The sequence below is a fragment of the Massilia sp. SYSU DXS3249 genome, from assembly GCF_053668055.1.
The window spans coordinates 200,013-225,182 of sequence record NZ_JBSIPX010000007.1 but is presented as its reverse complement, the minus strand read 5'-3'; the positions used below and the strand labels follow the sequence as shown (position 1 = coordinate 225,182).

The following is a 25,170-nucleotide window of genomic DNA, read 5'->3' as shown; positions in this document are numbered from 1 at the left end:
GGGATGACGAACGACTCCAAGCGGATGACCGGCCTGGCCCCGGTCTTGGCCCCCGACACGCGCATTCTCGTCCTGGGCAGTTTTCCCGGCGCCGCCTCGCTGGCGGCAGGCCAATACTATGCGCACCCGCGCAACCAGTTCTGGAAGCTGGTCGGCGCCCTCGTCGGCGAAGACCTGGTTGCCTTGCCCTATGCCGAGCGCCTGCCGCGCCTGCTCGCGCACCGCTTCGGCCTGTGGGACGTGCTCGATGCCTGCGAGCGCGAAGGCAGCCTCGATTCCGCCATCCGCAAACCGGCCGCCAACGATTTCGAACGCCTGCATTACCTGTGCCCGCAGCTAAAAACCGTCGGCTTCAACGGCCAGGCCTCGGGCAAGTTCGCGCCGCAGTTCGCGCAGGTCGGCTACCGCACGGTGGTGCTGCCGTCGAGTTCACCGGCGCACATGGCGATGAGCTTCGAGCAGAAGCTCGCCGTCTGGCGCCGGCTGCTGGTGGAGGAGGGGACAGCCGACGCATCGGGCCAGCTCGCGCTCGACGGCCTGTTTCCTTGAGCCTGCGGAAGGCCTCCAGCCGCCGCGTGTGCTCTGCCGTACGCGCTTTCCGGAACCGTGCTACACTGTGTTCAGTCGTAGAGGTCCTGGTGATCTCCACGACATCCCGCAGGAGCCCGCAACGCGATATGTGTAATGTCGCCAGCGACCAGCCAGGCGGGATTGTTATACCAAATACGTTGGACGACTTACACCAATGGAGGCACCACGCAGATAGCATGGGCGTCCAGGGCTCCGCACCTTGCAGATAGCACCGGCTGGAGCAGCGAACCAAGTATTATTGGCACTACATTGAAACGAAGCCCGCAGCAAGCGGGCTTTTTTTTCTCCCCGCGCAGGTCGGCGTCCGGCTGCAGTCCCGGATCGAAGCCGCCGCCATTCAATTGTCCGCCCGAGAGCGGCCCATTCACCCTTACTCCGATCCAGTCCCGCGGGCGCTGGCATCCGGCAGCATCGTCGCGGCGCCGTTTTATGACGCGCCGGTCCGCAGCATAACTCTCAAAGGAAGAACAACATGGCAAAAGAAGAACTCATCGAAATGAATGGCCTCGTCACCGAAGTGCTGCCGGAACTGCGTTTCCGCGTCGACCTCGACAACGGCCACAAGCTCGTCGCCTACACCTCGGGCCGGATGAAGAAAAACCATATCCGCATCCTGGCGGGCGACAAGGTGACACTGGAACTGTCGCCTTACGACCTGAACAAGGGCCGCATCGTATTCCGCCACATCGAACAGCGCGGCACCCCGGCGCCACGCAGCGGTTTCCAGCGCCGCCGCTAAGCGGCCGCCGCCAAGCGGCCGGCCTCAAGCCAGGTAGTCAGCGCGGGCGCGGCACATTTGCCGCGCCCGCGGCGTTTCGGGCACGCGTATTCGCCCGCAAATTCTCCAGTTTCGCCACATACCGCCCTCGCGTATCGGCCCGCGTGCTCGTATCGCGCGCCAGCGCCAGCTGCTTTGCGGCCGGCGCCAGCTCTCCCAGGCCCAGGTGGGCCGCCCCCAGCCAGAAATGAAACTCGTCGTTGTAGGGCGCGCGTGCCACTTCGCGCGCGAACAGGGCGCGCGCGCGTGCAAAATCGTTCGCGCGGTAGGCGGCCATCCCCTGGTTGAAATAGTGGAAGGGCGGCTCCGGATTGAGGCGGGCGATACGCTGTTTCAGAAGGTCCGATTCGGCAGGCTTGCCGTTGGCGGCCAGCAGCGGCGCCAGGTTCTGCATCACGACCAGGTTGTCCGGTTCGCGCTCGAGCGCGGCGCGGTAGACGCGTTCGGCCAGCAGCGGCCGGCCGCTGCGGTGGTAGATGACGCCCAGCGTGTTGTAGGCGGACATCACCGAAGGCCGCGCGAGGAGCGCAGCCCGCGCCCACCAGTAGGCCTCGGCATGGCGGCCCTCGACCAGCTCTTCCACGGCACGGTTGTTCATGTAGAGCGCCACGATATCGGCCTCCTCCAGCGCGCGCGTGCGCATCCGGCTGACGTCGCGCGATGGCAGGAAGTCGACCGTCAGTTCGCTCTCGGAGTCGATCACGCCCGGGGTGAACGCGCGCGGCGCCAGGTGGATGTTGACGTGCTCGCTGACCAGATACAGGGAATTGGTGCGGCTCCAGCTCTCCTCCGCGACGACGCTCTGGAAGCGCACGCGCATGCCCAGTTCGCGCGCGAACGCGGCCGTCATGATGACGAGCGAGAGGCAGTTGCCCGAGCGCGCGGCATAGGTTTGGGCGGCGGTCTGCGTGCGCGTGGCGTCGTAGTCGAGCTGCAGGTCGCTCTTGTCGTAGAGTGCCGCCAGCAGGCCGCGCGCCGCGCCCTTTTCACGCAGCCTGGCCTGGAAGGCGCGGCTGCGCAGGTGCGCCGACATGGCGGGACTCAAGGTGAACAGGTCGGACGCCGTGACGGCCGAAGCCGGGGAGGGAAAGGCGGTATCGTCGAGCAGCCCGGCCAGAGAAGGAGGCTGCGGCGGCGGCGCGGTGGCGCAGCCGGCCAACAATACGCACAGCAGCAGGAACCAATGTCGCATTGCGCCTCCGAGACCGGTGATCTGCTTCCAGTATCGGCCGGTTGGCGGAGCCTGTCAAAGCAGGATCAATGATCGTCGTGCAGGGCTTCTTCGAGTTCGTCGAGCAGTTCGGCCGTTTCGTCTTCGTCAAGCGACAGGTAGGCCTGGGCGCGGGCGCCGCCCTTGTCCCATTCCGCGGAATGGGCCAAGCCCTGGTAGCGGCAGATCGCGCGCTCGGCCAGCAGCGACAGCGCCACCAGCGAGCGCACCACGTCGTCCGTACTGTCGTCGTCGAGCACAGCGTAATCGTGGTGGTGCAGGATGGCCCAGGCGACTTCGCTCGACAGGCCCCAGTTCCGCGCCAGCAGGGTGCCGACGGCCGCGTGGTTGGTATTGTGGCGTTCGTCCTCGACGGCGGTGAAGGCGCGCAGCGGTTCGGCGCCGGCGTCGAGGAAGGTCGTTTCGTAGCCGGGGAAGCGGCCGACCAGCAGCGGCATGCCGGTGTCGCAGAACAGCCCGAAGGTGTGGGCGATGTCGGGCGCGCCGATGCGCAGGCGGCGCGACAGGAACACCATCGCGTGCGAGCGCTTGGTCGACACCTCCCAGAAGTTCGCCAGCGCCGGGCTTTCGGCGGGAATCGCCTGGCGTGCCAGCAGGCCCGTCATCAGCGCCGCCACTTGGTTAATCCCGAGGAACAGGATGGCCTGCTCGATCGACTTGGCGCGCCGTCCCCCGAACAGGGAGGAGTTGGCGAGCTTGAGCAGCGCGCCGGCCATGCCGACGTCGCGCGCGACGATGCGCCCGATCCGTTCGGGAGAAGGGTCCGCGGACGCCAGCTCGGCCTGCAGGTCGGCCAGCAGGCTGGGGCGCGGCGGGATGCGGATCGACTTGATCAACGCGTCGACCGGATCGGTCGTCGGTGCCGCGGCCGCGGGCGCGGCTGCGGCACGGGTCACGCGCGCTGGCATTGCTTTGGCGGCAACTGTACTCATGGGGGAAATGTCAGGAGAAATAAAACCGAAGAGCGTCACTATAAACCAGGCAGCATTTCCTTGCAGCAACAAGCTGCCTTGTGTGGCAAAACGGACAGAACGGTGTTGCGAAGCTGCCTAGAATGGTCCCCATGAATCCAACTATCCTCGCAGGAATCGATTTCAATGCTCCGGCTGACGAAGTGGCGCGCCAGTTGATCGGGGTGGTGGTGCTCGTCGACGGCGTCGGCGGGCGGATCGTCGAAACCGAGGCCTATGACCGCGAAGATCCCGCTTCCCACGCCTATTCCGGGCCGACCGAGCGCAACTTCGCGATGTTCGGTCCGCCGGCGCATGCCTATGTCTATCGCTCCTACGGCATCCACTGGTGCCTGAACTTCGTCTGCCGCGAAGAGGGGCATGGCGCCGGGGTGCTGATCCGCGCGATCGAGCCGCTCGCCGGGCTGGACGTGATGCGCGCGCGGCGCGACGCCCAGGACCCGGTGCAGCTGTGTTCCGGTCCGGGCAAGCTGTGCGAGGCGCTGGAGGTGACGCGTGCCTTCAACGGCCGTTCGCTGGCGCAGCCGCCCTTCCTGCTCGAGGCGGCCCCGCCGGGGCTGGACATCGTGGCCGGGCCGCGCATCGGCATCTCGAAGGCGATGGACGTGCCCTGGCGCTTCGGCCTGGCCGGCTCGCGTTTCGTCAGCCGCCCGTTCCGCTGACCCGGCCAGGGCGCTTGCGCCCGGACGCGCGCTCGTCGGCGAGGGCGCGCGGCTTGCGCGCACGCAGCGGGCTGTCGGGGGCGCGCCGCTCGAGCGGATCCTGGAAGGCCTCGACGCCGTCCTGGTCCTGATCCTGCTCCAGGCCGGGCTCGGACGCGTCCAGCGGCTCGACGCCCTCGATCTGGAACACCGACACGGCGCGCGCCAGGTTCACCGTCTGCTCGTGCAGGCTCTCGGCCGCCGCCGCCGCTTCCTCGACCAGCGCCGCGTTTTGCTGGGTCATGTCGTCCATCTGGCCGACCGCCCGGTTCACTTCGGCGATGCCCTCGGCCTGCTCGGTGCTGGCCACGCTGATGCGTTCGATGATGTCGTTCACCTGCTGCACCGACGCGACGATGTGGCCCATGCTGCTGCCCGCCTCGTTGACCGAGGCGGCGCCGCCGTCGATGATCGAGACCGAGTCCGCGATCAGGGCCTTGATCTCCCTGGCCGCGGCCGCGGAGCGTTGGGCCAGCGTGCGCACCTCCGAGGCCACCACGGCAAAGCCGCGTCCCTGTTCGCCGGCGCGCGCCGCTTCGACCGCCGCGTTGAGCGCCAGGATATTCGTCTGGAACGAGATGCCGTCGATGACGCCGATGATTTCGACGATCTTGCGCGAGCTGGCGCGGATCGATTCCATCGTCGTCACCGCACGGTCGACCGCCTGGCCCCCGTGGGCGGCCAGGCGCGCCGCTTCGGCCGCCAGGTCGGTCGCCAGGCGGGCGTTGTTGGCGTTGTCCTTCACGGCCACGGTCAGGGTTTCCATGGCGCTGGCGGTCTGCTCGAGCGAGCCGGCCTGCATCTCGGTGCGGGTCGACAGGTCCAGGTTGCCGGTCGCGATCTCTTTCGAGGCGGTGTCGATCGAGCGCACCGAAGTCAGGATCGCGTGCAGCGTCGTGTTCAGGGTGGCGATCGTGTGGTCGAGGGCGCGCGAGGTGTCGGCGATCTCGTCGCGGCCAAGGCTGCCGGTGGCGCTGGCGAGGCGGCCTTCGGCCAGTTCCGACACCACGTCCGAGATGGCGCGGATGTCCGCCAGCATGGCGCGGCGCACCAGCATCGTCACGCTCAGGGACAGCGCGATCGACAGCACCACCAGCACCGCCATCGAGGTGCCCAGCGTGCGGAACTCGGCGCCGGCCGCCGCATAGGCTTCTTCGCTCAGCTGCGTTTCCAGCGCCGCCAGCTGGGCCAGCTGGGTGTTGAGGATGCCGAAATCCTTTTCCGCCTTCTGCATCGAGTTGGTGGCGATCGACTGGTCGACTTGCGCCATCTCGATGGTCTCCAGCACCCCCTTGCGATAGGCCGCCAGCGCCGTGATGGATGCGTCGATCAGCTTGCGCTCGGCGGGATCGGCCACTTTCGCCAGCGCGTCCAGGCGGGTCTTGATGGCGGCGTGCTTCTTGTTGATATCGCCAATCAGAGCGTCTAGGCGGTTCTTGGCGAAGCTGCCGCTGATCCAGGCCAGCAGCTGGTAGATGTTGGCGTGCGCGTATTTCGCGTCGCCGGCGACATCGGCCGTGTCCTGCAGGCGCGCGGCGCGCACCTGCACCATGTTCTCGAGCGAGGCATGCTGGCGCACCATGCCGTAGTAGGCGGCGCCGGAAAGCAGCGTCAGCAGCACCAGCACCAATCCCGGCGCCAGCAGCAGCTTCGGGCCAATCCGTAGTTTTTTCAGCATGCTTTTCTCCAATCAAAAGGGCGGCCGAAGCCGCCCCGGGGTAAATACCGCGCTTACTTCTTGTAGATGCCCGCTTCCAGCACCACGCCGTCGACCAGCAGGATGTAGGTGGTTTTTGGCTCGATCTTGCCGGTCGTCGGGTTCTTGTACTGGTAATCGACCCAGCCCTTGCCCTTGGCGGCGGCCAGTTCGATGATCTCGCGGCGGTACTTCTTGCCGTTCGCATCCGGCACGTCGACCAGGTCCTTGCCGACGATCGACGGGTTGTACGGATGCGCCAGTACGATGCCGGTCTTGACGTCGCGGAGGTCGACGTACAGCTCGCCCTGGACGAAATCCGGATCCTTGGCGTTAATGCGCTTCATCATTTCATCTTTGCCCTTGGCCTTGATCAGGGCAGCGCCGCGTTCGGCCATCGCGATGGCGTCTTTTTCGGTGGGTTCGAATGCCAGTGCACCGGAGCAGGCAAGTCCGAGGCACAGGGCGGTGGCAGTGGCGAACAGCTTCATAGAGACTATCCTTTCGATAAGACATGCATGGGGTAAAACTTTCCTAAGTGCATTGAGGAATGTACGCTGCACTTCCTATAGGCAATTTGAGCCGCCGCAAGCGGGTACGATGGACAGGCAGATTGCACCACATGTCTCCAAGCAAACAAATCGTGCTTTGTGGAAAGCTTTGTTGGATTAAGTTGATTGCTGGCAATTCCAGTGTTTTGCACCGCTCCTAAGATGAGTTCCCGTCGGCAATTTCTTACTCAAGAATTCGACCGGCGCCCCACCATCTTTCCTTATCAGGAGCATGACGTGACCACCACCGAATCGACGCCCGCCAAGTTCAAACCATATACGCGCCAAACCATCGCGCTTGCGCGCCAATGGCAATGGATGAGCCCCGACCTGCAGGAAGCCGTGCAGGTGGTTTCGCATGTGCTGCCGTTTCGCGTGAACGAATATGTGCTCGACCAGCTGATCGACTGGGACCGCATTCCGGACGACCCGATCTTCCGCCTGACTTTCCCGCACCGCGACATGCTGCCCGCCCGCGAATACGAGCAACTGCGCGACCTGGTGCTGCACAAGAAGGACGACGCCGCCACCGCGAAACTGGTGCACCAGATCCGCATGCGCATGAACCCGCACCCGGCCGGCCAGATGACCCACAACGTGCCGCGCGTGAACGATGCGCCGCTCAAGGGCCTGCAGCACAAGTACAAGGAGACGGTGCTGTTCTTCCCAAGCTCGGGCCAGACCTGCCACGCCTACTGCACCTTCTGCTTCCGCTGGCCGCAGTTCGTCGGCATGGACGATATGAAATTCGACGCCCGCGAGTGCTCGGAACTGGTGTCCTACCTGAAGACGCATCCGGACGTGACCGACGTATTGATCACCGGCGGCGACCCGATGATCATGAATACGCGCTCGCTGGCGGAGTTCCTCGAGCCGCTGCTGGCGCCCGAACTGGCCCACATCCAGAACATCCGCATCGGCACCAAGTCGGTGGCCTACTGGCCGCAGCGCTACGTCTCGGACAAGGATTCCGACGACCTGATGCACCTGTTCGAGCGCGTGGTCAAGGCCGGCAAGAACCTGGCGATCATGGGCCACTACAACCATGCGGTCGAGCTGCGCCATCCGATCGCCCAGGCGGCGGTAAAACGCATCGTCGGCACCGGCGCCACGCTGCGCATGCAGGGCCCCCTGATCCGCCACATCAACGAAGACCCGAAGAGCTGGGCCGAGCTGTGGACCACCGGCGTGCGCCTGGGCGCCATCCCCTATTACATGTTCGTCGAGCGCGACACCGGCCCGAGCGACTACTTCGCGCTGCCGCTGGCGAAGGCCCACGAGATCTTCCAGTCGGCCTATTCGATGGTGTCGGGCCTGTCGCGCACCGTGCGCGGCCCCTCGATGAGCGCCTTCCCGGGCAAGGTCGTGATCGACGGCGTGGTGACGATCAACGGCGAAAAGCTGTTTGCGCTGCAGTTCCTGCAGGCCCGCAATCCGGAATGGGTGCGTAAACCCTTCTTCGCCAAGTACGATGCCGAGGCCACCTGGCTCGATCACCTGAAACCCGCTTTCGGGCGCAAGAAATTCTTCTTCGAAGAAGAGGGAGGCGATGCGGGCCACCATGTGCCGGCCGGGCGCGTGATCCCGATCGTGGCGAGCAGCCAGCACGACCGCCGCGCCAGCGACAACCAGCCCAGCGCTGCCTGAGCCCAGCCGCCATGGGCGACCAGACCTCGCCACGCCTGTCCGGCGTGGCGGTTTTCTTCTATGTCTTCCTGCCGTTCGCGCTCGGACATTACCTGTCTTCGCTGCTGCGCAACGTGAACGCGGTGCTGGCCTCGAACCTGGTCGGCTCGCTCGCGCTCACGCCAGGCCAGCTCGGACTGCTCACCAGTGCGTTCTTCTTCGCCTTCGCGCTGGTGCAGCTGCCGGTCGGGATCGCGCTGGACCGCTACGGTCCGCGCAAGGTGCAGCTGGTGCTCATGCTGCTGGGCGCGCTGGGGGCGCTGATGTTCGCGCGCGGCGACAGTTTCGCGCAGCTGATCGTCGCCCGTGCGGTCATGGGCTGCGGGCTGGGCGGCTGCTTCATGTCGGCCGTCAAAGCCCTCTCGACCTGGATCGCGCCGACCAGGCTGCCGTCGGTACACGGCTACCTGATCGCCGTCGGCGGACTGGGGGCGGCGTCGAGCACGATGCCGGTGCGCATGGCGCTCCAGCACACCGACTGGCGCGGCCTGTTCCTGGTGCTCGCGCTCCTGATTACCGCCTGCGGCGCGCTGATCTGGCTGTTCACGCCGCGTAGCGCGGCGCCCGCCGCATCCGTTGGCGGCACGCGGCCGCCGGTGATCGCCTCCATCGTGAGCGTTTATCGCACCCCGGCGTTTCGCCGCACTATCTCGCTGGTGCTGCTGCCGCATGCGGTCTTCTTCGGCATCCAGGGCCTCTGGATCGGGCGCTGGCTGTCGGACGTGGCGCGCTTTCCCGACGATGCGGTGGCCTACCTGCTCTACCTCGGCATGGCAGCCGTCATCTTCGGCGCGATCGCAGTCGGCATGATCACCGAGTGGGCGGCGCGGCGCGGCATCACGCCGCTCGATGTCGCCGGGGCCGGGATCGCCGTCTTCGTACTGGTGCAGGCCGCCTTCGTGTTTGGCTACCGGCCGAGCTTCCAGCTGCTGTCGGTGCTGTTTACGCTGGTAGGCACGATCACCGGCATCGAGTATGCGATCGTGGCCCAGAGCATGCCGCGCGAGCTGACCGGGCGCGCGGCCACCTGCCTGAACCTGCTGATCTTCGTGGGCGCTTTCCTGGTGCAGGCCGGCTTCGGGCTGGTGATCGGCATGTGGCAGCCGGATGCCCTCGGACGCTATCCGGCGCTGGCCTACCAGGCGGCGTTCGGCCTGCTGGTCCTGTTGCAGCTGCCCGGCCTGCTGGGATGGGCGCGCCAGCGCTTCGCTCCGGCACAGGTGGATGCGGAGGTCGGCGAGGAGGCGCAGACGCCGGCGTGAGGGCCACTGATTGTTGGAAGGAATCGGGCGCAAGCGTATTGCATAGTTCGCTACACTTTGCGCATCCCGCCCGATTCCGTTCCAGGAGATCATCATGCGCGCTCAACCGGCCTCCGCTGTCGCTGTCGCCGTATTGCTCACCCTTGGCGCCTGCGGCGACAGGTCCACCCTCCCGGTCAATGCGGACGTCGGTCCGTCCCCGACCTTGCCTGCCCCGAACAAGAGCCTGATCCCGACGGTCGACATCGCGCCCGCCAGGGGATGGCCCCAGGGCGCCACGCCTCAGGCGGCTCAGGGCCTGCAGGTCAATGCGGTGGCGACTGGGCTGGATCACCCGCGCTGGCTGCATGTGCTGCCCAACGGCGACGTGCTGGTGGCCGAATCGAACAAGCCGCAGACCCCGGAGACGCAAAAGAAGGGCATCAAGGCCTGGGTCATGAAGAAGGTGATGGAAAAGGCGGGGGCGGGGGTGCCGAGCGCCGACCGCATCACGCTGCTGCGCGACCTTGACGGCGACGGCGTCGCCGAGACCCGCAGCGTCTTCCTCAAGGGCCTGCACTCGCCCTTCGGCATGGCGCTGGTGGGCAAGACGCTGTACGTCGCCAACGCCGACGGCATCGTGCGCTTCCCATACAAGCAGGGCGCCCTCGAGATCACCGAGGCCGCGCAGAAGGTGGCGCCGCTGCCGGCGGGCCTGAACCACCACTGGACCAAGAACATCATCGCCAGCCGCGACGGCAACAAGCTGTATGCGACGGTCGGCTCGAACAGCAACGTCGGAGAAAACGGCATGGAGATCGAGGCCGACCGCGCCGCGATCCTCGAAGTCGACCTGCGAAGCGGGGCCACGCGCCTGTTCGCCTCCGGCCTGCGCAACCCGAACGGCATGGCCTGGGAGCCGCAGACGGGCGTGCTGTGGACGGTGGTGAACGAGCGCGACGAGATCGGCAGCGACCTCGTGCCCGACTACCTGACCTCGGTGACGGACGGCGGCTTCTATGGCTGGCCCTACAGCTACTACGGCCCGCACGTCGACGCCCGCGTCAAGCCGCCGCGCCCCGAGCTGGTGGCGAAAGCCATCGTGCCCGACTATGCGCTCGGCGCCCACGTCGCCGCCCTCGGCCTGGCATTCGCCGAGGGAGCGAAACTCGGCCCGCAGTTCGCCGGCGGCGCCTTCATCGGCCAGCACGGCTCCTGGAACCGCAAGCCGCTGTCGGGCTACAAGGTCGTGTTCGTGCCTTTCGCGAACGGCAGGCCGAACGGCACGCCGGTCGACGTGTTGACCGGCTTCGTGAACCAGGACGGCGATGCCTTCGGGCGTCCGGTGGGAGTGGCGATCGACAAGGCGGGAGCCTTGCTGGTGGCGGACGATGTCGGCAACGTGGTGTGGCGCGTGCGGGCGGAGCAATAATTCGGAAGACATGGGGACGTAGGGTGGACGGCTCTACCCGGGACATGTGAATATCCGCGACCGTGGCGCCGTCCACGCGTTCAACCGGCGGCCGAGCTATCGCGATCGATCCGGCGGTGGTTGAACGCGTGGACGGCGCACGCGGTACGGGCATGCCGGAGTCCAGGTAGAGCCGTCCACCCTACGTGTTACGCGCAGCTGTCCACAAACCACAGCGGCACCGAAGTCCACACGATCCCGACGAAGGCCAGCAGCGCCGAGCCGGCCGCCGCCCAGTCCAGCAAGGCGGTCCGCTCGTCGCCGGCGAGCAGCGGGGCCCGGGCGCGCCAGGTCAGCACGCCGCATACGGCCAGCGCGGCGACGGTCAGCAACGCCAGCGGCAGGCGATGCGGATTTCCCGGCGCGAACCCCGCCGGGCTGCATTGGAAGGCGACCAGGACGTAGCAGACGCCGAAGTGCGCGGCCCACACCAGCAGCGGCAGGGTCCCGCGCATCAGTTTTCGAAAGAAGCGTTCGCGCCTCGGTAACTCCATTGCTCACTCCATCAGCAGGGGGACGACGTGCACCGCGAGCGCACCGATGATGCCTTGCAGCGTCGTGTAATGCCACATCAGGGCCGTGTTGTCGAAGGTGGCGCGGCTCCTGTCCGTCAGGCGCCCGGACCAGGCGCGCGCGGCAAGGTAGGCCCCGGACAGCACCAGCACGACCACATGGAAACCCTGGTAGGCGACGATGGCGGCAATCGTCGCGCTCCACGCCTGCGAGGTCGGCTCCAGGTTTGCCAGGCCATAGCCGTGCAGCTCGACCAGGAAGGCGGCGCTGGTGCAGGCGGTGGCGGCCAATACCATCCAGGGCAGCCGGCGCTTGCCGATGCCGCGTCCGCCCAGCAGCATCAGGCCCGATGCCGCGGCCAGCAGGAGGCCGGACAGCATCGGCCACAGGCGGTCGGGCAGGCTGGCCGAGGGCGGCGGGCATACCTCCAGGCGCATCGAGATGTGGACGTAGGCGAAGACAAGCGAGGCGAAGATGGTGGCGTCGACCACCAGCATGATGATGGTCGCCCACCACGAATGCGAGCGCGTGCCGCGCGCGCCGACGGGCAGCGTCAGGGTGTCCGATACCTTCGCCGAAGTGATCGGCGGCACGCGGTCCGAGCCCCACAGCCAGGCGATGGTCGAGACGATGGCGATGATGCCGCAGGTCCAGGCGACGACCATCATCTTGACCGTCAACAGAAGGAAGAAGCCGGCGGTGCCGGCCGCCGCGACGAGGGGCAGCCAGCTGTCGCCCGGCAGGATCATCAGGTAGGTCGGCTTGCCCGCGATCGGGCTGGTGGCGATCGTCTCGCGCTTGCCGCTGGCCGTGCCGGGCAGGTAGTGCTGGCCGGCCTCGACCTGCTCGGACAGGCCCGGCTGGTCCCACAGCGGATCGGCGGAATGCACTTCAGGGATGCTGCGCGTGGCGTACGACTCCGACGGCAGCCATTCGAGCGTCGACGCATTCCAAGGGTTGCCGACCGGCTTTTCCGGACGGCGCAGGGTGCGTACCGCATCGGCCGCGAACAGCAGCACCCCGGCCGCGAACACGAAGGCGCCGGTGGTGGAGACCATGTTCAGCGCATCCCAGCCCATCTCGGCCTGGTAGGTGTAGACCCGGCGCGGCATGCCGAGCAGGCCGGTGATGTGCATCGGGAAGAAGGCGACATTGAAGCCGCCGAACATCAGCCAGAACACCCATTTGCCGACCCGCTCGGACATGCGCTGGCCCTTGACCAGCGGCAGCCAGTAGTACAGGGCGGCGAACACCGGGAACACCATCCCGCCGACCAGGACGTAGTGCAGGTGGGCGACGATGAAATAGGTGTCGTGGGCCTGCCAGTCGAAGGGCAGCACCGCCACCATCACGCCGGTCAGGCCGCCGAGCACGAAGATGAACATGAAGCCGCCCAGGAACAGCGCCGGCGACGTCATCGACACTTTTCCCTTCCAGAGCGTGGCGATCCAGCCGAACACCTGGATCGCGGTCGGCACCGCCACCGCCATGCTGGCGGCCGAGACGAAACTCATCGTCATCACGCCCAGCCCGGCCGTGAACATGTGGTGCGCCCACAGCCCGAAGCTGAAGAAGCAGACCACCACCAGCGCCATGATGATCGCGCGCCGGCCCACCAGCGGCGTGCCGGCGATGGTCGGGATCATGGTCGAGACCATGCCGGCGGCCGGCAGGAAGATGATGTAGACCTCGGGGTGGCCGAAGAACCAGAACAGGTGCTGCCACAGGATAGGGTCGCCGCCGCGCTCGGCGATGAAGAAGGGCCAGTCGAAGGCGCGCTCTATCTCCAGCAGCAGGGTGCCGGCGATGATGGCCGGGAAGGCGAACACGATCATCACGGCGACGACCAGCATCGCCCATGCGTACACCGGCATGCGGGACAGCGTCATGCCCGGCGCCCGCGTGAACAGGATGCCGACGATCAGTTCGATGGCGCCGGCGATCGCCGAGATCTCGATGAAGCCGATCCCGAGCAGCCAGAAGTCCGCGTTCAGGCCGGGCGAATACGCCATGCCGGTCAGCGGCGGGTACATGAACCAGCCGCCGTCGGGTGCGAGGCCGAAGAACAGGGTGCAGAAGAAGGCCAGGCCGCCGATTGCATAGGCCCAGTAGGCATAGGCCGACAGGCGCGGGAAGGGCAGGTCGCGCGCGCCGAGCATGTTCGGCAGCAGGTAGACGGCGAGCGCCTCGACGATCGGAATCGCGAACAGGAACATCATCACCGTGCCGTGCATGGTGAAGACCTGGTTGTAGGTTGCGTTGCCGAGCAGGTCGTTTTCCGGCACCGCGAGCTGGGTGCGCATCAGCAGGCCCAGCACACCGGCGAGCAGGAAGAACAGCAGCGCCGTCCCGATGTAGAGCAGGCCGATGCTGGTGTTGTTCACGCTGGTGAGGAAGCGCAGGCCGGTCGGGGTGCGCCAGACCTCCTTCAGGCGCTCGAATTCGCCCTCGGGACGGGGGAGCGAGCTTGGCAGCTCCCTGGGCAGGTGGGCTTCGGTGGCGGTATGCGTCATTTCAGGTGCTCGAGGTAGGCGGCGAGCGCGTTCAAGGTCGCCCCGTCGATGTCGTGGGCGGCCGGCATCCGGACTCCGGGCTTGATGGCCTGCGGGTCGGCGATCCAGCCGGCTAGCGTGCCGCGGTGGTTGCGCAGCGTGCCGGCGCCGATGTGGGTCCTGCCGCCGACGTGGGTCAGGTCGGGCCCGCGGCGCGACTCTTCGGCCACGCCGCGGATCGTGTGGCAGGTCTGGCAGCGCTGCTCGAGGAAGGCGGCGCGTCCGCGGACGAGCAGGGCGCTGTCGGGCGCCTGCGCCGGCTGCGCCTGCTTCGACAGCCACTGGTCGAACTCCGCCTGCGGCATGGCCACCACGTACAAGGCCATGCGCGCGTGCTGCTCGCCGCAGTATTCGGCGCACTGGCCGCGGTAGATGCCGGGTTTGTCGGCCTGCAGGGTCAGGCCGTTGACGCGGCCCGGGACCGTATCCATCTTGCCGTTCAGGGAGGGTATCCACAGGCTGTGGAGCACGTCGCTCGAGGTCAGGCCGATGTAGACCGGCTTGCCGACCGGGATGCGGATCTCGTTGGCGCTGGCCACTTCGCGCCCGCTGGCAGGATCGTGGTAGCGCACCTCCCACCACCACATCTTCGCCGTGACGCCGATGCTCATCGCGCCGCGCGAGGTCTGCGGCGTCAGTTCCGCGCTGCGCAGCGTGCTCCACACCAGCAGGGCGCTGAGCACGGCGACGGGAAAGACGATGCCGGCGCCGAGGATCCAGCGGCGCGGCGCGACCGGACCGGCCTTGCGCCGCACCGCCAGCACCAGCAGCGCCATCACGGCCACGAAGATCAGTGCGGCGCCGCCGAACAGCACCCAGGTCATGTTGGCGATGATGGCGGCGTCGGGGCCGGCCGGATGCAGGGCCGATTGCAGGGGGGCGCCCAGGGTAGGGCTCACTGCGGCGCTCATTTCAGGGTCATCAGGTAAGCCGCCATGTGGCGCGCCTCGTCGGTCGAGACGCCGAGGTCGGGCATCGGCGTGCCGGGCTTCATCGCTTGCGGATTGTCGAGCCAGCGGGCCAGGGTGTCGGGCAGGTTCGGGATGCCGCCCGCGATGTAGCTGCGCTGCCCGAATCCGTCGAGCGGCGGGCCCGCGTTGCCGGCGGCGCCGGGCACTTCAGGGATGGCATGGCAGGCCGTGCACTGGTATTGCGCCATCAGGCGCTGGCCCTGGGCGGGGTCGCCGCCGGTGACGGGCGGCTTCGCGCCGCGTTCGCCGCAGCCGGCCAGCAGCGCCCCGGCCAGGGCCAGCGCGCCGAGCTTGGGGAAACTGACGGAGCAAAATAAATGGTTGCGCACAATTGAAATCAGCCAAGGCGAATGGCTCTATATAATACAAGAATAAAGATATCATTTTTTCAACAGTGCGCACCCCAGCGAAACGCGACCGATGCCGACCAACCGTACCCGCCTGATCCTGAAGACCGCCGCCGCGACCCTGGCCCTGGCCGGATTAGCGGCGGCTGCTGGCGGGCTGGCGGTCTGGCGCGCCGGCTGGTACGACATCTCGGCCTCCGCCCAGCACCTGCAACCGGTATACACCTTCCTGGAAGAGGCGATGAACTATTCCGTACGCAACCACGCCAGCGAGATCGCCGTGCCTGCGCTCGGCGCGCCGCAGCAGGTGGCGCGCGGCGCGGTCCTGTACGCCGCCAATTGCGCCCAGTGCCACGGCGGCCCGGGCGATGCGCAGGCCAAGATCGGCCAGAGCATGCAGCCCTTGCCCGGCCCCCTGATCGACGCCAGCAAGCGCTGGCAGCCGCGCGAGTTGTACTGGATCACGCGTAACGGCATCAAGATGAGCGGCATGCCGGCCTGGCAGTTCCACCTGAGCGAGGCCGACATGTGGGCCGTGGTCGCGTTCATGCAGGTGCTGCCGACGCTCTCCGCGCGCGATTACGCGGCGGCGACGGCGCCGGTCCCGGTGACGGTCAATCCGTCGGCCGTCGTGCCGCCCGGGACGCCGGCGCCCGTGTCTTCACAGGTGGCGCGATGAAGGCGCACATGATCGCCGCCGCCTGCGTGCTGGCATCGCTGGCTGCGTGCAGCCAGGAGCCGCGCTCCTCCGCCGCCCTGCAGGGCGACCCCGAGCGCGGGCGTGCCGCGCTGGCCCAGCATGCCTGCCGCGCCTGCCACGTCATCCCCGGCATCAGCGGGCCCGAGACCAGTGTCGGGCGCACGCTGGCCGACCTCGCCGAGCGCCGCTTCATCGCCGGCGGCCTGCCGAATACCCAGGCCAACCTGGTGCGCTGGATCCGCAATCCGCAGGAGATCGACCCCCACACGGCCATGCCGGCGATGGGCGTGAGCGAACGCGACGCCCTCGACATGAGCGCCTATCTGCTGGCCTCGCAAAAATAGCGTCCGTATCCGCGCGCCGTATCCTTGCGCAGTATCCTTGATATGATGCGAGCCCGTCCGGCGCCGTGGTGGCGCGGGCGGACGACACGAACGACAGGAAAAATCCAATGAGATTGGTACGCTATGGCCGCCCGGGTAAAGAGAAGCCGGGCCTGTTCGACGACGAAGGGCGCCTGCGCGACCTGTCCGGCGTCATTCCCGACATCGACGCGGCGGTATTGAACGAGCGCGCGCTGCGCAAGCTGGGCAAGGTCGACCCGGCCACGCTGCCCCTCGTGCGCGGCAATCCGCGCCTGGGCGTGCCCGTGAAAGGCATCGGCAAGTTCATCGGCATCGGCATGAACTACGCCGACCACGCCGCCGAGACGGGCTCCGCGGTGCCTGCCGAGCCGGTGTTCTTCACCAAGGCGATCAGCTCCCTGAACGGCCCGGACGACCCGATCCAGCTGCCGAAGGGTTCGAAGAAGACCGACTGGGAAGTCGAGCTGGGCGTCGTGATCGGCACCCGCGCCCAGTACGTGAGCGAAGAAGAGGCCCTCAAATTCGTGGCCGGCTACTGCGTGGTGAACGACGTCTCCGAGCGTGCCTTCCAGTTCGAGATGGGCTCGCAGTGGGACAAGGGCAAGGGCTGCGACACCTTCGGCCCGGTCGGCCCCTTCCTGGTCACGCGCGACGACATCTACGACGTGCAGGACCTCGACCTCTACCTGGAACTGAACGGCAAGCGCATGCAGACCGGGAATACCTCGAGCATGATTTTTACCGTGGCGCAGATCGTCAGCTACGTGTCGCGCTTCATGACGCTCGAGCCGGGCGACATCATCACCACCGGCACCCCGCCGGGCGTCGGCATGGGGCGCAAGCCGCAGCGCTTCCTCAAGAAGGGCGACCAGCTGCGGCTGGGGATTGCGGGCCTGGGGGAACAGCAGGCGGAAGTGGTGGCGTTTCCGAAATAACGGTATCTACGTCGCTATCGCCGCATCCACCGCCTCCGCCAGCCGCGCCACGATCTCGGAGAGCTCGTGCGCGGTGACGATGAAGGGCGGCGCCAGCAGGATATGGTCGCCGTGCTGACCGTCGATGGTCCCGCCCATCGGATACACCATCAGCCCGCGCGCCATCGCCTCCGTCTTGATCGCCGCGTGCAGCTTGCGGCTCGGAGCGAACGGTTCCCTGGTCGCGCGGTCCTGCACCAGTTCGATCCCCAGGAACAGCCCGCGCCCGCGGATATCCCCCACGTGCTCGTGCTTGCCGAAGACGTCGCCCAGCATGCGCCGCAGCGTGGCGCCGCGCCGCTGCACCTGTTCCAGCAGGCCGTCGCGCTCGATCACCTGCTGCACCGCGAGGGCCGCCGCGGCGGCAACCGGGTGGCCGATGTAGGTGTGCCCATGCAGGAAGCTGCCGCTGCCGTGGCGCAGGCGCTCGACGATGGCGCCCTGGGCCAGCACCGCGCCCACCGGCTGGTAGCCGGCGCCAAGGCCCTTGGCGACCGTGATGATGTCCGGGGCCACGCCGTCCTGCTCGATGGCGAACATGGTGCCGGTGCGGCCCATCCCGCACATGACTTCGTCGGCGATGAACAGGATGCCGTGGCGGTCGCAGATCTCGCGCACGCCCTTGAAATAGCCCGGGGTCGGCGGGATCGCGCCGCCGGTCGCGCCCACCACCGGCTCGGCCACGAAGCCGATGACCCGCTCCGGCCCGGCCGCCATGATTGCCGTCTCCAGTTCGTCGAGCAGCAGGGCCGTGTAGTCGTCCAGGCTCTGGCCGTCGCGGCGGTCGCGGTATTCGTAGCAGGGCGCCACGCGCGGTACGTCCATCAGCAGCGGCGCGAAGGGCTTGCGGCGCCACTCGTTGCCGCCCACCGCCAGCGCCCCCAGCGTGTTGCCGTGGTAGCTCTGGCGGCGCGCGATGAACACCGAACGCTTCGCTTCGCCGCCCTCGACGAAATACTGGCGCGCCAGCTTCAGGGCCGTCTCCATCGCCTCCGATCCCCCCGAGACCAGGTACACGGCCTCGATCCCGCTCGGCGCGCGGGCGACCAGGCGCTCGGCCAGTTCTTCCGCCACCTCGGTGGTGAAGAAGGCTGTGTGCGCGTAAGCGCAGCGGTCGATTTGCCGGTGCATGGCCGCGATCACGTCCGGATGCCCGTGCCCGAGCGAAGACACGGCCGCGCCGCCGCTGGCGTCGAGATAGGCCTTGCCTGTGCTGTCGAAGACCGTGATGCCCGAGGCGCTGCTGGCCACCGGGGGCGTCTGGCGCAGGCTGCGGTGGATGATGTGGCTCATGCTCTTTCCCTCCAACAAAAAAAGTTGACGGTTGACAATAAGCTGGTCGAGGCCGGATTCCTTTGATCTTTGACGGAAGCTGTGCGAATATTTTTCCGGCCAGATACTTTCGCGAACTGCCAAGAGACCGAACATGACCGACCGCCTTCGCCCGATTCCCCCCAGCGAGATGACCGAGGCCCAGCGCAGCGCCGCCGAGGCGGTCATCAACGGTCCGCGCGGCGCGCTCTACGGCCCCTTCGTGCCCCTGCTGCGCAGCCCGGAATTGCTGGAGAATGCCCAGCGCATGGGCGAATACCTGCGCTACCGCAGCGCGATCGGGGTGCGCCTGTCGGAACTGGCGATCCTGGTTACGGCGCGCCAGTGGAACCAGGGTGTCGAGTGGGCGATCCATGCGCCGATCGCGGCGCAGGTCGGCATACCGCAGGGCGTGATCAATGCGATCGCACGGCGCGAGCGGCCGGAGAACATGCTGGTGGACGAATCGGTGGTGCACGATTTCTGCATCGAGCTGCACCAGACCAAGGAAGTCTCGGACCGCACCTATGCCGACGCGCTGGCGCTGTTCGGCGAGCAGGGCGTGGTCGATCTGATGGGCCTGAACGGCTACTACACCTTCCTGGCGATGGTGATGAATACCGCGCGCACCGAGATTCCGGTGTCGAGCGCGGCGCCGCTGCCGGAGTGACAGGCAAGGCGCCGGATCGGAACAGGGCGACGGCCGCTGCGCCAGGCGGGCTTTCTCTTTTTGTTTGCTTGATGGCATGAAAATCAGGCATCATCTTTTCTCCAACGCCGCGCTTACCGGAGAAGAGACCAGCATGAACCGCCGATTTTGCCGTAGTTTCCTTGTTTTCGCGCTTGCCGGCGCCGTCGTCGCGCACAGCTACGCGCAGGCGCCGGCCCCTGGCCGCGGCGAACGCGTGGCTGCGCTCCTTCCCGAGATCGACAAGATGTACGCGGAACTGGCCGGCAAGGAGCACCTGCCGGGCCTGGTGTACGGCGTGGTGCTGGACGGGAAGCTGGTGCATGTCCGCTCGCTCGGCCTGGCCGACGTCGAGCGCAAGATCCCCCCGACCAGTTCGACCGAATTCCGTATCGCCTCGATGACCAAGAGCTTCGTGGCGATGGCGGCGCTGAAGCTGCGTGACGGCGGCAAGCTGCGCCTCGACGACCCGGTCGCCGATGTCCTGCCCGAACTGCGCCGCGTCCGGCTGCCGACCACCGACTCGCCCGCGCTGACGATACGCCACCTGATGACCATGACCACCGGGCTGCCCGAGGACATGGCCATCAGCAATGCCAGGCTCGAACAGCTGATCGGCGCCGGGCTGTCGTTTTCCAGCGCGCCCGGCCAGTCCTTCGAGTACAGCAACCTCGGCTACATCCTGCTGGGCAAGGTCGTGAGCAAGGTATCGGGCATGCGCTTCCAGGATTACGTCACGCGCGAGATCCTGCGTCCGCTGGGCATGCACAACACGCGCTGGGAATACACGCAGGCCGAGAAGGGAAAGCTCGCGCTGGGCTACCGCTGGGACCGCGACCACTGGGAGGCGGAACCGATCCTGCCCGATGGCGACGGCGCCGCGATGGGCGGGCTGATCACGACCGCGGATGACTTTGCGCGCTACGTCGCCTTCCACCTGGACGCCTGGCCGGCCCGTAACGATCCGGAGCGCGGACCGCTGCGCCGTGCTTCGGTACGCGAGATGCACCTGCCACAGGTGCTGGAAGGCCTGGCCGCCAAGGCAACCATGACCGACGGTAAAACGCCGAATCCGCGGGTGGGCTACTACAGCTATGGCATGGCCGGATTGCGCGACAGCCGCGATGTGCTGATAGCCGGCCACGGGGGCGGGCTGCCCGGCTTCGGCAGCCAATACTATTTCGCGCCGGGCCATGGGGTGGGCGTCTTTGCCTTCACCAACCTGCGTTATGGGCCGGTCTACGGACGCACGGGCAAGGCGCTGGCCATGCTGGTCGAGCGTGCCGATCTCGGCCGCCCGGTTGCCGTATCGCCCATCCTGGCGACGCGCCATGCGCAGGTGGCGCAACTGGTGCAGTCCTGGGACGCGTCCCTCGGGAACACGATCGCGGCGGACAACCTCTTCCTTGACCGCTCGCGCGCAGACTGGATCGTGCACGTGCGGGAAAAGCTGGAACCGATCGGGAAGATTACGGCGGTCGGCCCGGTCAAGGCCGAAAACCAGCTGCGCGGCAGCTTCGCGCTGATCGGCGAGCGCGGCGCCGTGGACGTCAAATTCACGCTCACGCCTGAACACGAGCCCAGGGTGCAGGAGATCGAGATCACGCCGGCGAAGCCATAAGCTTCAGGCATCTGCCCGACGGGAGGAAGGCGCCGGGCGCCCCCTTGCAGCACCCGCTCAGGCCAGCGCTTCCTTCGCCGCCTCTTCCGGCGTCAGGCCGTCGTAGAACAAATCGGTGAACCACTCGACCTGCTCCTCGATGTGGTCCTGCGCCTCTTTCTGGGTGGCGCCGCCGGCCACCAGGTGTTTTTCGACTTCGATGCACCAGTTAATCAATGCCATCGTTTCTTCGTCGAGTTCTTCTTTCTTGGCCATGGCCGTCTCCTTCAGTACTGCATTCGTCAACAATTGACGCGAACAAGTCTCGCTGCATTCTACAGCACGGCCCTGCGGCGCTTCACCCGGCCCCGGCCCATGACGCTAGCGCCACAGGACAGCGTACAAGCGCGGGAGTCTTCGCGCCACCAGTACATTTGTACCGCATAAATCAGCCGGTCGGTCCCATGGTCTGTTCAGCTTGCCACGTCTAGACTTGCTCTGACAGTCATTAACTGGACATTGGGGGAGGAAGATGGGCCTGCGTATCGGCAGCCGTCCTGGCGGCGTTCTGGGCGGTATTGTGCTGCTGTGTGTTCTTGCGGCTGGAGCGCGCAAAGCGCCGGCGTCATTGGAGAGCAGCGCACCACACCCCGTACAGGCTGTGGCGGCTTCCGCATCGATTGCGCCGGCTGGCCGGGTGGCAGGCGGCTTCGGGAATGTATGGCCCTTGCATGACACCGCACCGCCCGCCCCCAACCCGACGGTTGGCGCGGACGATCCGCACAAGGCGATGCAGGCACGGATCGCGGCATTCCGCGCAGCGCGCCTGCAGGCAAAGCAGGCAACGGTACCGACCGATCCCCATGCCCGGCCCGGACCCGGCGCACGTCCAGGGGACCTCGTCCCACGGCGCACCGGCGACGAAGCTGCCGCACCTGCCCCCCACCCGGCCCGGGGACCCGCTATCGGCCTTGCCGCGCGCAGCGCGCCCGACCCTGCCATGTATTCCCGCATCGAACGATTCCGGGCAGCGCAGTTGTCCCGGAACGGCGGTGCCGTTCCTGATCGGCCTACCGTGGCGCCTGGCATGTCCGCCAGCACACGGCCGGGCGACATGCCGGGCCCGCGTCCCGGCGACCTCGCGCCACCACGCTGGTGACGCAACTTTAACAATAGGCGCAGCAACGCCTTCACAACAACCAACTGGGAGAGAACACCATGAAAATTTCGCACATCGCCGCAGCCCTCGGCCTGGCCGCCATCACCTCGGCCGCCAGCGCCGCAGTGACCTTCGATTCCGCCACCGGTACCGGCTTCATCGGCAAGGGCGACGTCCAGCTGGCCTTCGGCTGGAATAATGCGACGCTCCAGGCGAAAGCCTCGGGCCTGACGTTTTCATACAACCTGAGCAGCGAATACGAGGCGGTCTGCACCTGGACCACGGCCGAAGGCAAGAAAGGGGAAAAAACGCATAACGTGACCCATACCGAGCGCTACGCGGTCAGCGCCGGCATCAACGTCGATGCGCGCACCCAGAGCCAGGTGACCGGTTTCATCCTGAAAGGATTCTTGAGCCCGCTGCCGGAAGTCGGGACCAAGCCGGTCGTCAATACGCCTTGCCCTGGCAATGAAGGCCATGACGGAGTATGGACCAGTGTTACGGACGGGGCAACCACGGATAGCCTGATGGTTACGCACGGCACGATGACCTTGCCGCTGCCGATCACGCCGGTACTCTGATGTCGCGACAGGGAACCTATGTGGTTCTCTGTCAACTATTTCTAGAAAGAATTCATATCATCATTGCAATTTTATGAAGATTGCGTAGACTGGGTGCTGAACGGCGTATTGACGATCAGCATCCAATCGATGACCTCAAACTCAATCTCACAAGGAAGCGAAGGGGATGCCGGCTTTGAGGCAAGCCCTTCCGTTATCGCCGCCATCCGCCTGGCGCTCGCGGGTACGGTTCTCGTCGCCTACCTGATCGACATCCCCGGACAGGTCAGTTCGCACCGGCTTACCTGGGCGGTCATCGCGGCCTACCTGTTGTACAGCGTCCTGCTGTTCGGCGTGCCCCGCCTGCATCGCAATCCCACCATTAACCGCTACGTGCACTGGGCCGACCTGGCCTGGTACGGCCTGCTGACCACGGTAACCGATGCCGCGATCGGCGGCGTCTTCATGTTTTATTTCTTCGCCATCCTGTCCACCTCCTTCCGCCAGGGAATGAAAGCCGGCATGGCCATCACCTTTGCCAGCGCCGCGATGTATATCGCCGCTTTGTCCATGCTCACGCCGGACGAGGGCGGCCCCGAATCCACGACGGTCTTCCTGCGCGTATTCTTCCTGCTCTGCCTGGGCTCGATGATCGCCATGTGGGGCGGTTCGGAACTGGCGTCCAAACGGCGGTTGGCGCTGCTGCGCGAGATCAATGCGCTGTCCAATCCACGCTTCGGGGCGGAGGAGGGCGCCATCAGGGCGATGACGGCATTGCGTCAGTTCTTCCACGCCGATGCCTGTATCGTCGTCGTCCACGACGAGGCGGCCGATACCGGAATGCTGCGCGAGTACAGTGCGACCGCATCCGGAAAGCCCGACAGCATTTCCGGCGATTTGGCGGCAGCCCTGGTGCCCGCAGGCGAGGAGCATCGCGTGTTCACCGCCAACGCACGGTCGTGGGGCAAGAGCGGCGCCATCTGCGTACAGGCATGGGAGCCCGCCACAGCGGTCTGGACCGAAGATTCCGGCGGCAGCGCCGCCGCCGGAATCTTCGATGCCGGTGTCTGGATGTCGGCGCCTCTGCACGCGGGCAAGGAAAAGGGGCGTGTCTACCTCACGGCTCGCCACAGGCGGTTCAGCCGCAGCGACGCTGTCTTCTTCATGCAGGCCGTGGAGCAGCTGTTTCGCATGGTCGAGCACGTCCGTGTCCTGGACCAGTTGGCCTCGGGCGCCGCGGCGGTCGAGCGCAACCGTATCGTTACCGACTTGCATGACACTGCAATCCAACCCTACATCGGCTTGCGCATCGGTCTGGCGGCATTGCGCGCCCAGGTCGCGGATAACCATTCGCTGGCTGAACCGCTCGACCGGATGCTGAGGATGAGCGCGTCGGTCGTCCAGGACCTGCGCAGCTACGTCGGCGACCTCGAGCGGCACCAAACTGCGGCGTCCGCCGGTCTGCTTGCAGACACCTTGCGCGACGTCGCTACCCGCTTCGAAGAATTCCATGGCGTAGCCGTCGAGCTGGACTTGCCACCGGATCTGCAGCTGGGCGACCGCCTCGCAGCCGAGGTGCTGCAGATCGTTCGTGAGGGTCTGAGCAACGTGCACCGGCATACGCGTGCTCGAAGCTGCACATTGTCCTTGTCCTGCCAGGTAAAACAGCTGCGGATCCTGATCGATAATCCGCACGATAGCGCTTGCCCCATTCCGGTGTTCTCGCCGCGTTCGCTCCTGAAGCGGGCTGAGGCGCTGGGCGGAGGGGTCGACGTGCGCACCGCCGCCAGCTGTACGAGAGTGGCTGTCACGATTCCGCTATGAGTATGCCACCCTCCTTGCGCATTTTGCTTGTCGATGACCACGATATCGTCCTGTGGGGACTGCGCCAGCTGATCGACGGGCAGCGCCCTGCCATGGAGGTGGCGGGCACGGCGCGCAGCGCCGAGGAAGCACTGGCAGCCGCGCGCAGCCTGCAGCCGGACCTGATCGTGCTCGATATGCAGGTGGGTAACAGCGACGGCGCTGCGCTCGTCCCGGAGTTGCTTGCCCTGTGTCCGGCACGGATCGTGATCCTGACCGGCGTGCGCGACCAACGCCGCCTCGACGACGCCATCATGCATGGCGCGCGCGGCCTGGTCATGAAGGAGGCGCCGCCAGAATTGCTGTTGCGGGCAATCCGCAGCGTCAGCGATGGGGAACTATGGGTCGACCGTGCCACGACCGGGCGGATCCTTGATCGGCAGCTGGGGCGCGGCGCCCATGCCGGCAGCGACCAGGGGAAGTACGACATGCTGACGCCGAAAGAGCGAGAAGTCGTCGGCAAGGTCGTCGAAGCCTCGGGCGCCAGCAACCGCGAGCTGGCGCGCATGCTCTTCATGAGCGAACACACGCTGCGCAATCACTTGTCATCGGTCTACCAGAAGCTCGGCGTCGACAACCGGCTCAAGCTCTATGTCGACGCCGTCAAATGCGGGTTCGCGAAACCCTGAAGAGGCAGCCCGGGACCGGAT

At 66.6% G+C, this 25,170-nt stretch carries 24 protein-coding genes; 14 read left to right on the top strand and 10 right to left on the bottom strand.

Annotated features, from left to right (window positions below; translation table 11 throughout):
• Positions 1 to 3: 3 nt before the first annotated feature.
• Both ACWCIA_RS11120 and infA read left to right on the top strand, forming a co-directional pair.
• On the top strand, positions 4 to 549 hold the full coding sequence (locus tag ACWCIA_RS11120) for a DNA-deoxyinosine glycosylase (protein WP_454163250.1): 546 nt from the start codon (positions 4 to 6) through the stop codon (positions 547 to 549).
• Between the two features lie 514 nt (positions 550 to 1,063).
• Positions 1,064 to 1,330 (top strand): translation initiation factor IF-1, encoded by a 267-nt coding sequence (gene infA, locus ACWCIA_RS11115; RefSeq protein ID WP_454163248.1) that lies wholly within the window; start codon positions 1,064 to 1,066, stop codon positions 1,328 to 1,330.
• A 37-nt stretch (positions 1,331 to 1,367) separates the two neighbouring features.
• Here infA and ACWCIA_RS11110 read toward each other — a convergent pair whose 3' ends face one another.
• Together ACWCIA_RS11110 and ACWCIA_RS11105 are read right to left on the bottom strand one after the other, a co-directional pair.
• Positions 1,368 to 2,561 carry a tetratricopeptide repeat protein gene (locus ACWCIA_RS11110; protein ID WP_454163246.1) on the bottom strand — a complete coding sequence of 398 codons (1,194 nt, stop codon included), beginning with the start codon at positions 2,559 to 2,561 and terminating at the stop codon, positions 1,368 to 1,370.
• 65 nt (positions 2,562 to 2,626) lie between these two features.
• Complete coding sequence (locus ACWCIA_RS11105) at positions 2,627 to 3,532, bottom strand: HDOD domain-containing protein (protein ID WP_454163244.1); 906 nt, start codon at positions 3,530 to 3,532, stop codon at positions 2,627 to 2,629.
• A 131-nt stretch (positions 3,533 to 3,663) separates the two neighbouring features.
• Between ACWCIA_RS11105 and ACWCIA_RS11100 the strand changes: the two genes are divergently transcribed.
• On the top strand, positions 3,664 to 4,233 hold the full coding sequence (locus ACWCIA_RS11100) for a DNA-3-methyladenine glycosylase (RefSeq protein WP_454163242.1): 570 nt from the start codon (positions 3,664 to 3,666) through the stop codon (positions 4,231 to 4,233).
• Here the strand turns inward: ACWCIA_RS11100 and ACWCIA_RS11095 are convergent.
• Together ACWCIA_RS11095 and ACWCIA_RS11090 are read right to left on the bottom strand one after the other, a co-directional pair.
• A complete protein-coding gene (locus ACWCIA_RS11095) occupies positions 4,214 to 5,950 on the bottom strand; it encodes a methyl-accepting chemotaxis protein (protein ID WP_454163240.1) in 1,737 nt (578 codons plus the stop codon). The genes ACWCIA_RS11100 and ACWCIA_RS11095 overlap by 20 nt on opposite strands.
• 53 nt (positions 5,951 to 6,003) lie before the next feature.
• On the bottom strand, positions 6,004 to 6,459 hold the full coding sequence (locus ACWCIA_RS11090; protein ID WP_454163238.1) for a cache domain-containing protein: 456 nt from the start codon (positions 6,457 to 6,459) through the stop codon (positions 6,004 to 6,006).
• Positions 6,460 to 6,756: 297 nt separating this feature from the next.
• Between ACWCIA_RS11090 and ACWCIA_RS11085 the strand changes: the two genes are divergently transcribed.
• The 3 genes from ACWCIA_RS11085 (at position 6,757) to ACWCIA_RS11075 (ending at position 10,878) form a co-directional block, all read left to right on the top strand.
• Positions 6,757 to 8,166, top strand: coding sequence for a KamA family radical SAM protein (locus ACWCIA_RS11085; RefSeq protein WP_454163236.1), 1,410 nt, complete (start codon positions 6,757 to 6,759; stop codon positions 8,164 to 8,166).
• An 11-nt stretch (positions 8,167 to 8,177) separates the two neighbouring features.
• Positions 8,178 to 9,467: an MFS transporter gene (locus ACWCIA_RS11080; protein WP_454163234.1), complete on the top strand. Its 1,290-nt coding sequence runs from the start codon at positions 8,178 to 8,180 to the stop codon at positions 9,465 to 9,467.
• Positions 9,468 to 9,561: 94 nt separating this feature from the next.
• Positions 9,562 to 10,878 (top strand): PQQ-dependent sugar dehydrogenase, encoded by a 1,317-nt coding sequence (locus ACWCIA_RS11075; RefSeq protein WP_454163232.1) that lies wholly within the window; start codon positions 9,562 to 9,564, stop codon positions 10,876 to 10,878.
• A gap of 188 nt (positions 10,879 to 11,066) precedes the next feature.
• On the opposite strand, the gene ACWCIA_RS11070 is transcribed toward ACWCIA_RS11075, so the two are convergent.
• The 4 genes from ACWCIA_RS11070 to ACWCIA_RS11055 are packed head-to-tail and all read right to left on the bottom strand — an operon-like array spanning position 11,067 to position 15,282.
• Positions 11,067 to 11,411: a hypothetical protein gene (locus tag ACWCIA_RS11070; RefSeq protein ID WP_454163230.1), complete on the bottom strand. Its 345-nt coding sequence runs from the start codon at positions 11,409 to 11,411 to the stop codon at positions 11,067 to 11,069.
• 3 nt (positions 11,412 to 11,414) lie between these two features.
• Positions 11,415 to 13,943, bottom strand: a complete 2,529-nt coding sequence (gene ctaD / locus ACWCIA_RS11065; RefSeq protein WP_454163228.1) for a cytochrome c oxidase subunit I — start codon at positions 13,941 to 13,943, stop codon at positions 11,415 to 11,417.
• Positions 13,940 to 14,881 carry a cytochrome c oxidase subunit II gene (gene coxB, locus ACWCIA_RS11060; RefSeq protein ID WP_454163226.1) on the bottom strand — a complete coding sequence of 314 codons (942 nt, stop codon included), beginning with the start codon at positions 14,879 to 14,881 and terminating at the stop codon, positions 13,940 to 13,942. Before coxB ends, ctaD begins: the two co-directional genes overlap by 4 nt.
• 8 nt (positions 14,882 to 14,889) lie before the next feature.
• Positions 14,890 to 15,282 carry a c-type cytochrome gene (locus ACWCIA_RS11055; RefSeq protein ID WP_454163225.1) on the bottom strand — a complete coding sequence of 131 codons (393 nt, stop codon included), beginning with the start codon at positions 15,280 to 15,282 and terminating at the stop codon, positions 14,890 to 14,892.
• A 91-nt stretch (positions 15,283 to 15,373) separates the two neighbouring features.
• Here ACWCIA_RS11055 and ACWCIA_RS11050 point away from each other — a divergent pair, with 91 nt between their 5' ends.
• The 3 genes from ACWCIA_RS11050 (at position 15,374) to ACWCIA_RS11040 (ending at position 17,300) form a co-directional block, all read left to right on the top strand.
• On the top strand, positions 15,374 to 15,979 hold the full coding sequence (locus tag ACWCIA_RS11050) for a c-type cytochrome (protein ID WP_454163223.1): 606 nt from the start codon (positions 15,374 to 15,376) through the stop codon (positions 15,977 to 15,979).
• Positions 15,976 to 16,344, top strand: coding sequence for a c-type cytochrome (locus ACWCIA_RS11045; protein WP_454163221.1), 369 nt, complete (start codon positions 15,976 to 15,978; stop codon positions 16,342 to 16,344). The genes ACWCIA_RS11050 and ACWCIA_RS11045 overlap by 4 nt, the downstream gene beginning before the upstream one ends.
• A gap of 107 nt (positions 16,345 to 16,451) precedes the next feature.
• Entirely contained in the window at positions 16,452 to 17,300 is an 849-nt protein-coding gene (locus ACWCIA_RS11040) for a fumarylacetoacetate hydrolase family protein (RefSeq protein ID WP_454163220.1), read from the top strand.
• 6 nt (positions 17,301 to 17,306) lie between these two features.
• On the opposite strand, the gene ACWCIA_RS11035 is transcribed toward ACWCIA_RS11040, so the two are convergent.
• A complete protein-coding gene (locus ACWCIA_RS11035) occupies positions 17,307 to 18,632 on the bottom strand; it encodes an aspartate aminotransferase family protein (protein WP_454163218.1) in 1,326 nt (441 codons plus the stop codon).
• 133 nt (positions 18,633 to 18,765) lie between these two features.
• Between ACWCIA_RS11035 and ACWCIA_RS11030 the strand changes: the two genes are divergently transcribed.
• Both ACWCIA_RS11030 and ACWCIA_RS11025 read left to right on the top strand, forming a co-directional pair.
• A complete protein-coding gene (locus tag ACWCIA_RS11030) occupies positions 18,766 to 19,320 on the top strand; it encodes a carboxymuconolactone decarboxylase family protein (protein ID WP_454163216.1) in 555 nt (184 codons plus the stop codon).
• Positions 19,321 to 19,453: 133 nt separating this feature from the next.
• Positions 19,454 to 20,959 carry a serine hydrolase domain-containing protein gene (locus ACWCIA_RS11025; RefSeq protein ID WP_454163215.1) on the top strand — a complete coding sequence of 502 codons (1,506 nt, stop codon included), beginning with the start codon at positions 19,454 to 19,456 and terminating at the stop codon, positions 20,957 to 20,959.
• Positions 20,960 to 21,016: 57 nt separating this feature from the next.
• On the opposite strand, the gene ACWCIA_RS11020 is transcribed toward ACWCIA_RS11025, so the two are convergent.
• The gene (locus ACWCIA_RS11020; protein WP_056343472.1) at positions 21,017 to 21,214 is read right to left on the bottom strand and encodes a hypothetical protein; all 198 of its coding nucleotides are present in this window, start codon (positions 21,212 to 21,214) and stop codon (positions 21,017 to 21,019) included.
• A gap of 942 nt (positions 21,215 to 22,156) precedes the next feature.
• Here ACWCIA_RS11020 and ACWCIA_RS11015 point away from each other — a divergent pair.
• The 3 genes from ACWCIA_RS11015 to ACWCIA_RS11005 all read left to right on the top strand — a co-directional run bounded on the left by ACWCIA_RS11015 (position 22,157) and on the right by ACWCIA_RS11005 (position 25,149).
• Complete coding sequence (locus ACWCIA_RS11015; protein ID WP_454163213.1) at positions 22,157 to 22,678, top strand: hypothetical protein; 522 nt, start codon at positions 22,157 to 22,159, stop codon at positions 22,676 to 22,678.
• A gap of 108 nt (positions 22,679 to 22,786) precedes the next feature.
• Positions 22,787 to 24,481 (top strand): sensor histidine kinase, encoded by a 1,695-nt coding sequence (locus ACWCIA_RS11010; protein ID WP_454163211.1) that lies wholly within the window; start codon positions 22,787 to 22,789, stop codon positions 24,479 to 24,481.
• A complete protein-coding gene (locus ACWCIA_RS11005) occupies positions 24,478 to 25,149 on the top strand; it encodes a response regulator (RefSeq protein ID WP_454163209.1) in 672 nt (223 codons plus the stop codon). Before ACWCIA_RS11010 ends, ACWCIA_RS11005 begins: the two co-directional genes overlap by 4 nt.
• Positions 25,150 to 25,170: the final 21 nt, after the last annotated feature.

Bases quoted from the DNA above. Each gene is read 5' to 3' on its own strand.
- ACWCIA_RS11120 (WP_454163250.1), top strand. From the start codon at position 4: ATGACGAACGACTCCAAGCGGATGACCGGCCTGGCCCCGGTCTTGGCC.
- infA (WP_454163248.1), top strand. From the start codon at position 1,064: ATGGCAAAAGAAGAACTCATCGAAATGAATGGCCTCGTCACCGAAGTG.
- ACWCIA_RS11110 (WP_454163246.1), bottom strand. From the start codon at position 2,561: ATGCGACATTGGTTCCTGCTGCTGTGCGTATTGTTGGCCGGCTGCGCC.
- ACWCIA_RS11105 (WP_454163244.1), bottom strand. From the start codon at position 3,532: ATGAGTACAGTTGCCGCCAAAGCAATGCCAGCGCGCGTGACCCGTGCC.
- ACWCIA_RS11100 (WP_454163242.1), top strand. From the start codon at position 3,664: ATGAATCCAACTATCCTCGCAGGAATCGATTTCAATGCTCCGGCTGAC.
- ACWCIA_RS11095 (WP_454163240.1), bottom strand. From the start codon at position 5,950: ATGCTGAAAAAACTACGGATTGGCCCGAAGCTGCTGCTGGCGCCGGGA.
- ACWCIA_RS11090 (WP_454163238.1), bottom strand. From the start codon at position 6,459: ATGAAGCTGTTCGCCACTGCCACCGCCCTGTGCCTCGGACTTGCCTGC.
- ACWCIA_RS11080 (WP_454163234.1), top strand. From the start codon at position 8,178: ATGGGCGACCAGACCTCGCCACGCCTGTCCGGCGTGGCGGTTTTCTTC.
- ACWCIA_RS11075 (WP_454163232.1), top strand. From the start codon at position 9,562: ATGCGCGCTCAACCGGCCTCCGCTGTCGCTGTCGCCGTATTGCTCACC.
- ACWCIA_RS11070 (WP_454163230.1), bottom strand. From the start codon at position 11,411: ATGGAGTTACCGAGGCGCGAACGCTTCTTTCGAAAACTGATGCGCGGG.
- ctaD (WP_454163228.1), bottom strand. From the start codon at position 13,943: ATGACGCATACCGCCACCGAAGCCCACCTGCCCAGGGAGCTGCCAAGC.
- ACWCIA_RS11050 (WP_454163223.1), top strand. From the start codon at position 15,374: ATGCCGACCAACCGTACCCGCCTGATCCTGAAGACCGCCGCCGCGACC.
- ACWCIA_RS11045 (WP_454163221.1), top strand. From the start codon at position 15,976: ATGAAGGCGCACATGATCGCCGCCGCCTGCGTGCTGGCATCGCTGGCT.
- ACWCIA_RS11040 (WP_454163220.1), top strand. From the start codon at position 16,452: ATGAGATTGGTACGCTATGGCCGCCCGGGTAAAGAGAAGCCGGGCCTG.
- ACWCIA_RS11035 (WP_454163218.1), bottom strand. From the start codon at position 18,632: ATGAGCCACATCATCCACCGCAGCCTGCGCCAGACGCCCCCGGTGGCC.
- ACWCIA_RS11030 (WP_454163216.1), top strand. From the start codon at position 18,766: ATGACCGACCGCCTTCGCCCGATTCCCCCCAGCGAGATGACCGAGGCC.
- ACWCIA_RS11025 (WP_454163215.1), top strand. From the start codon at position 19,454: ATGAACCGCCGATTTTGCCGTAGTTTCCTTGTTTTCGCGCTTGCCGGC.
- ACWCIA_RS11020 (WP_056343472.1), bottom strand. From the start codon at position 21,214: ATGGCCAAGAAAGAAGAACTCGACGAAGAAACGATGGCATTGATTAAC.
- ACWCIA_RS11015 (WP_454163213.1), top strand. From the start codon at position 22,157: ATGAAAATTTCGCACATCGCCGCAGCCCTCGGCCTGGCCGCCATCACC.
- ACWCIA_RS11005 (WP_454163209.1), top strand. From the start codon at position 24,478: ATGAGTATGCCACCCTCCTTGCGCATTTTGCTTGTCGATGACCACGAT.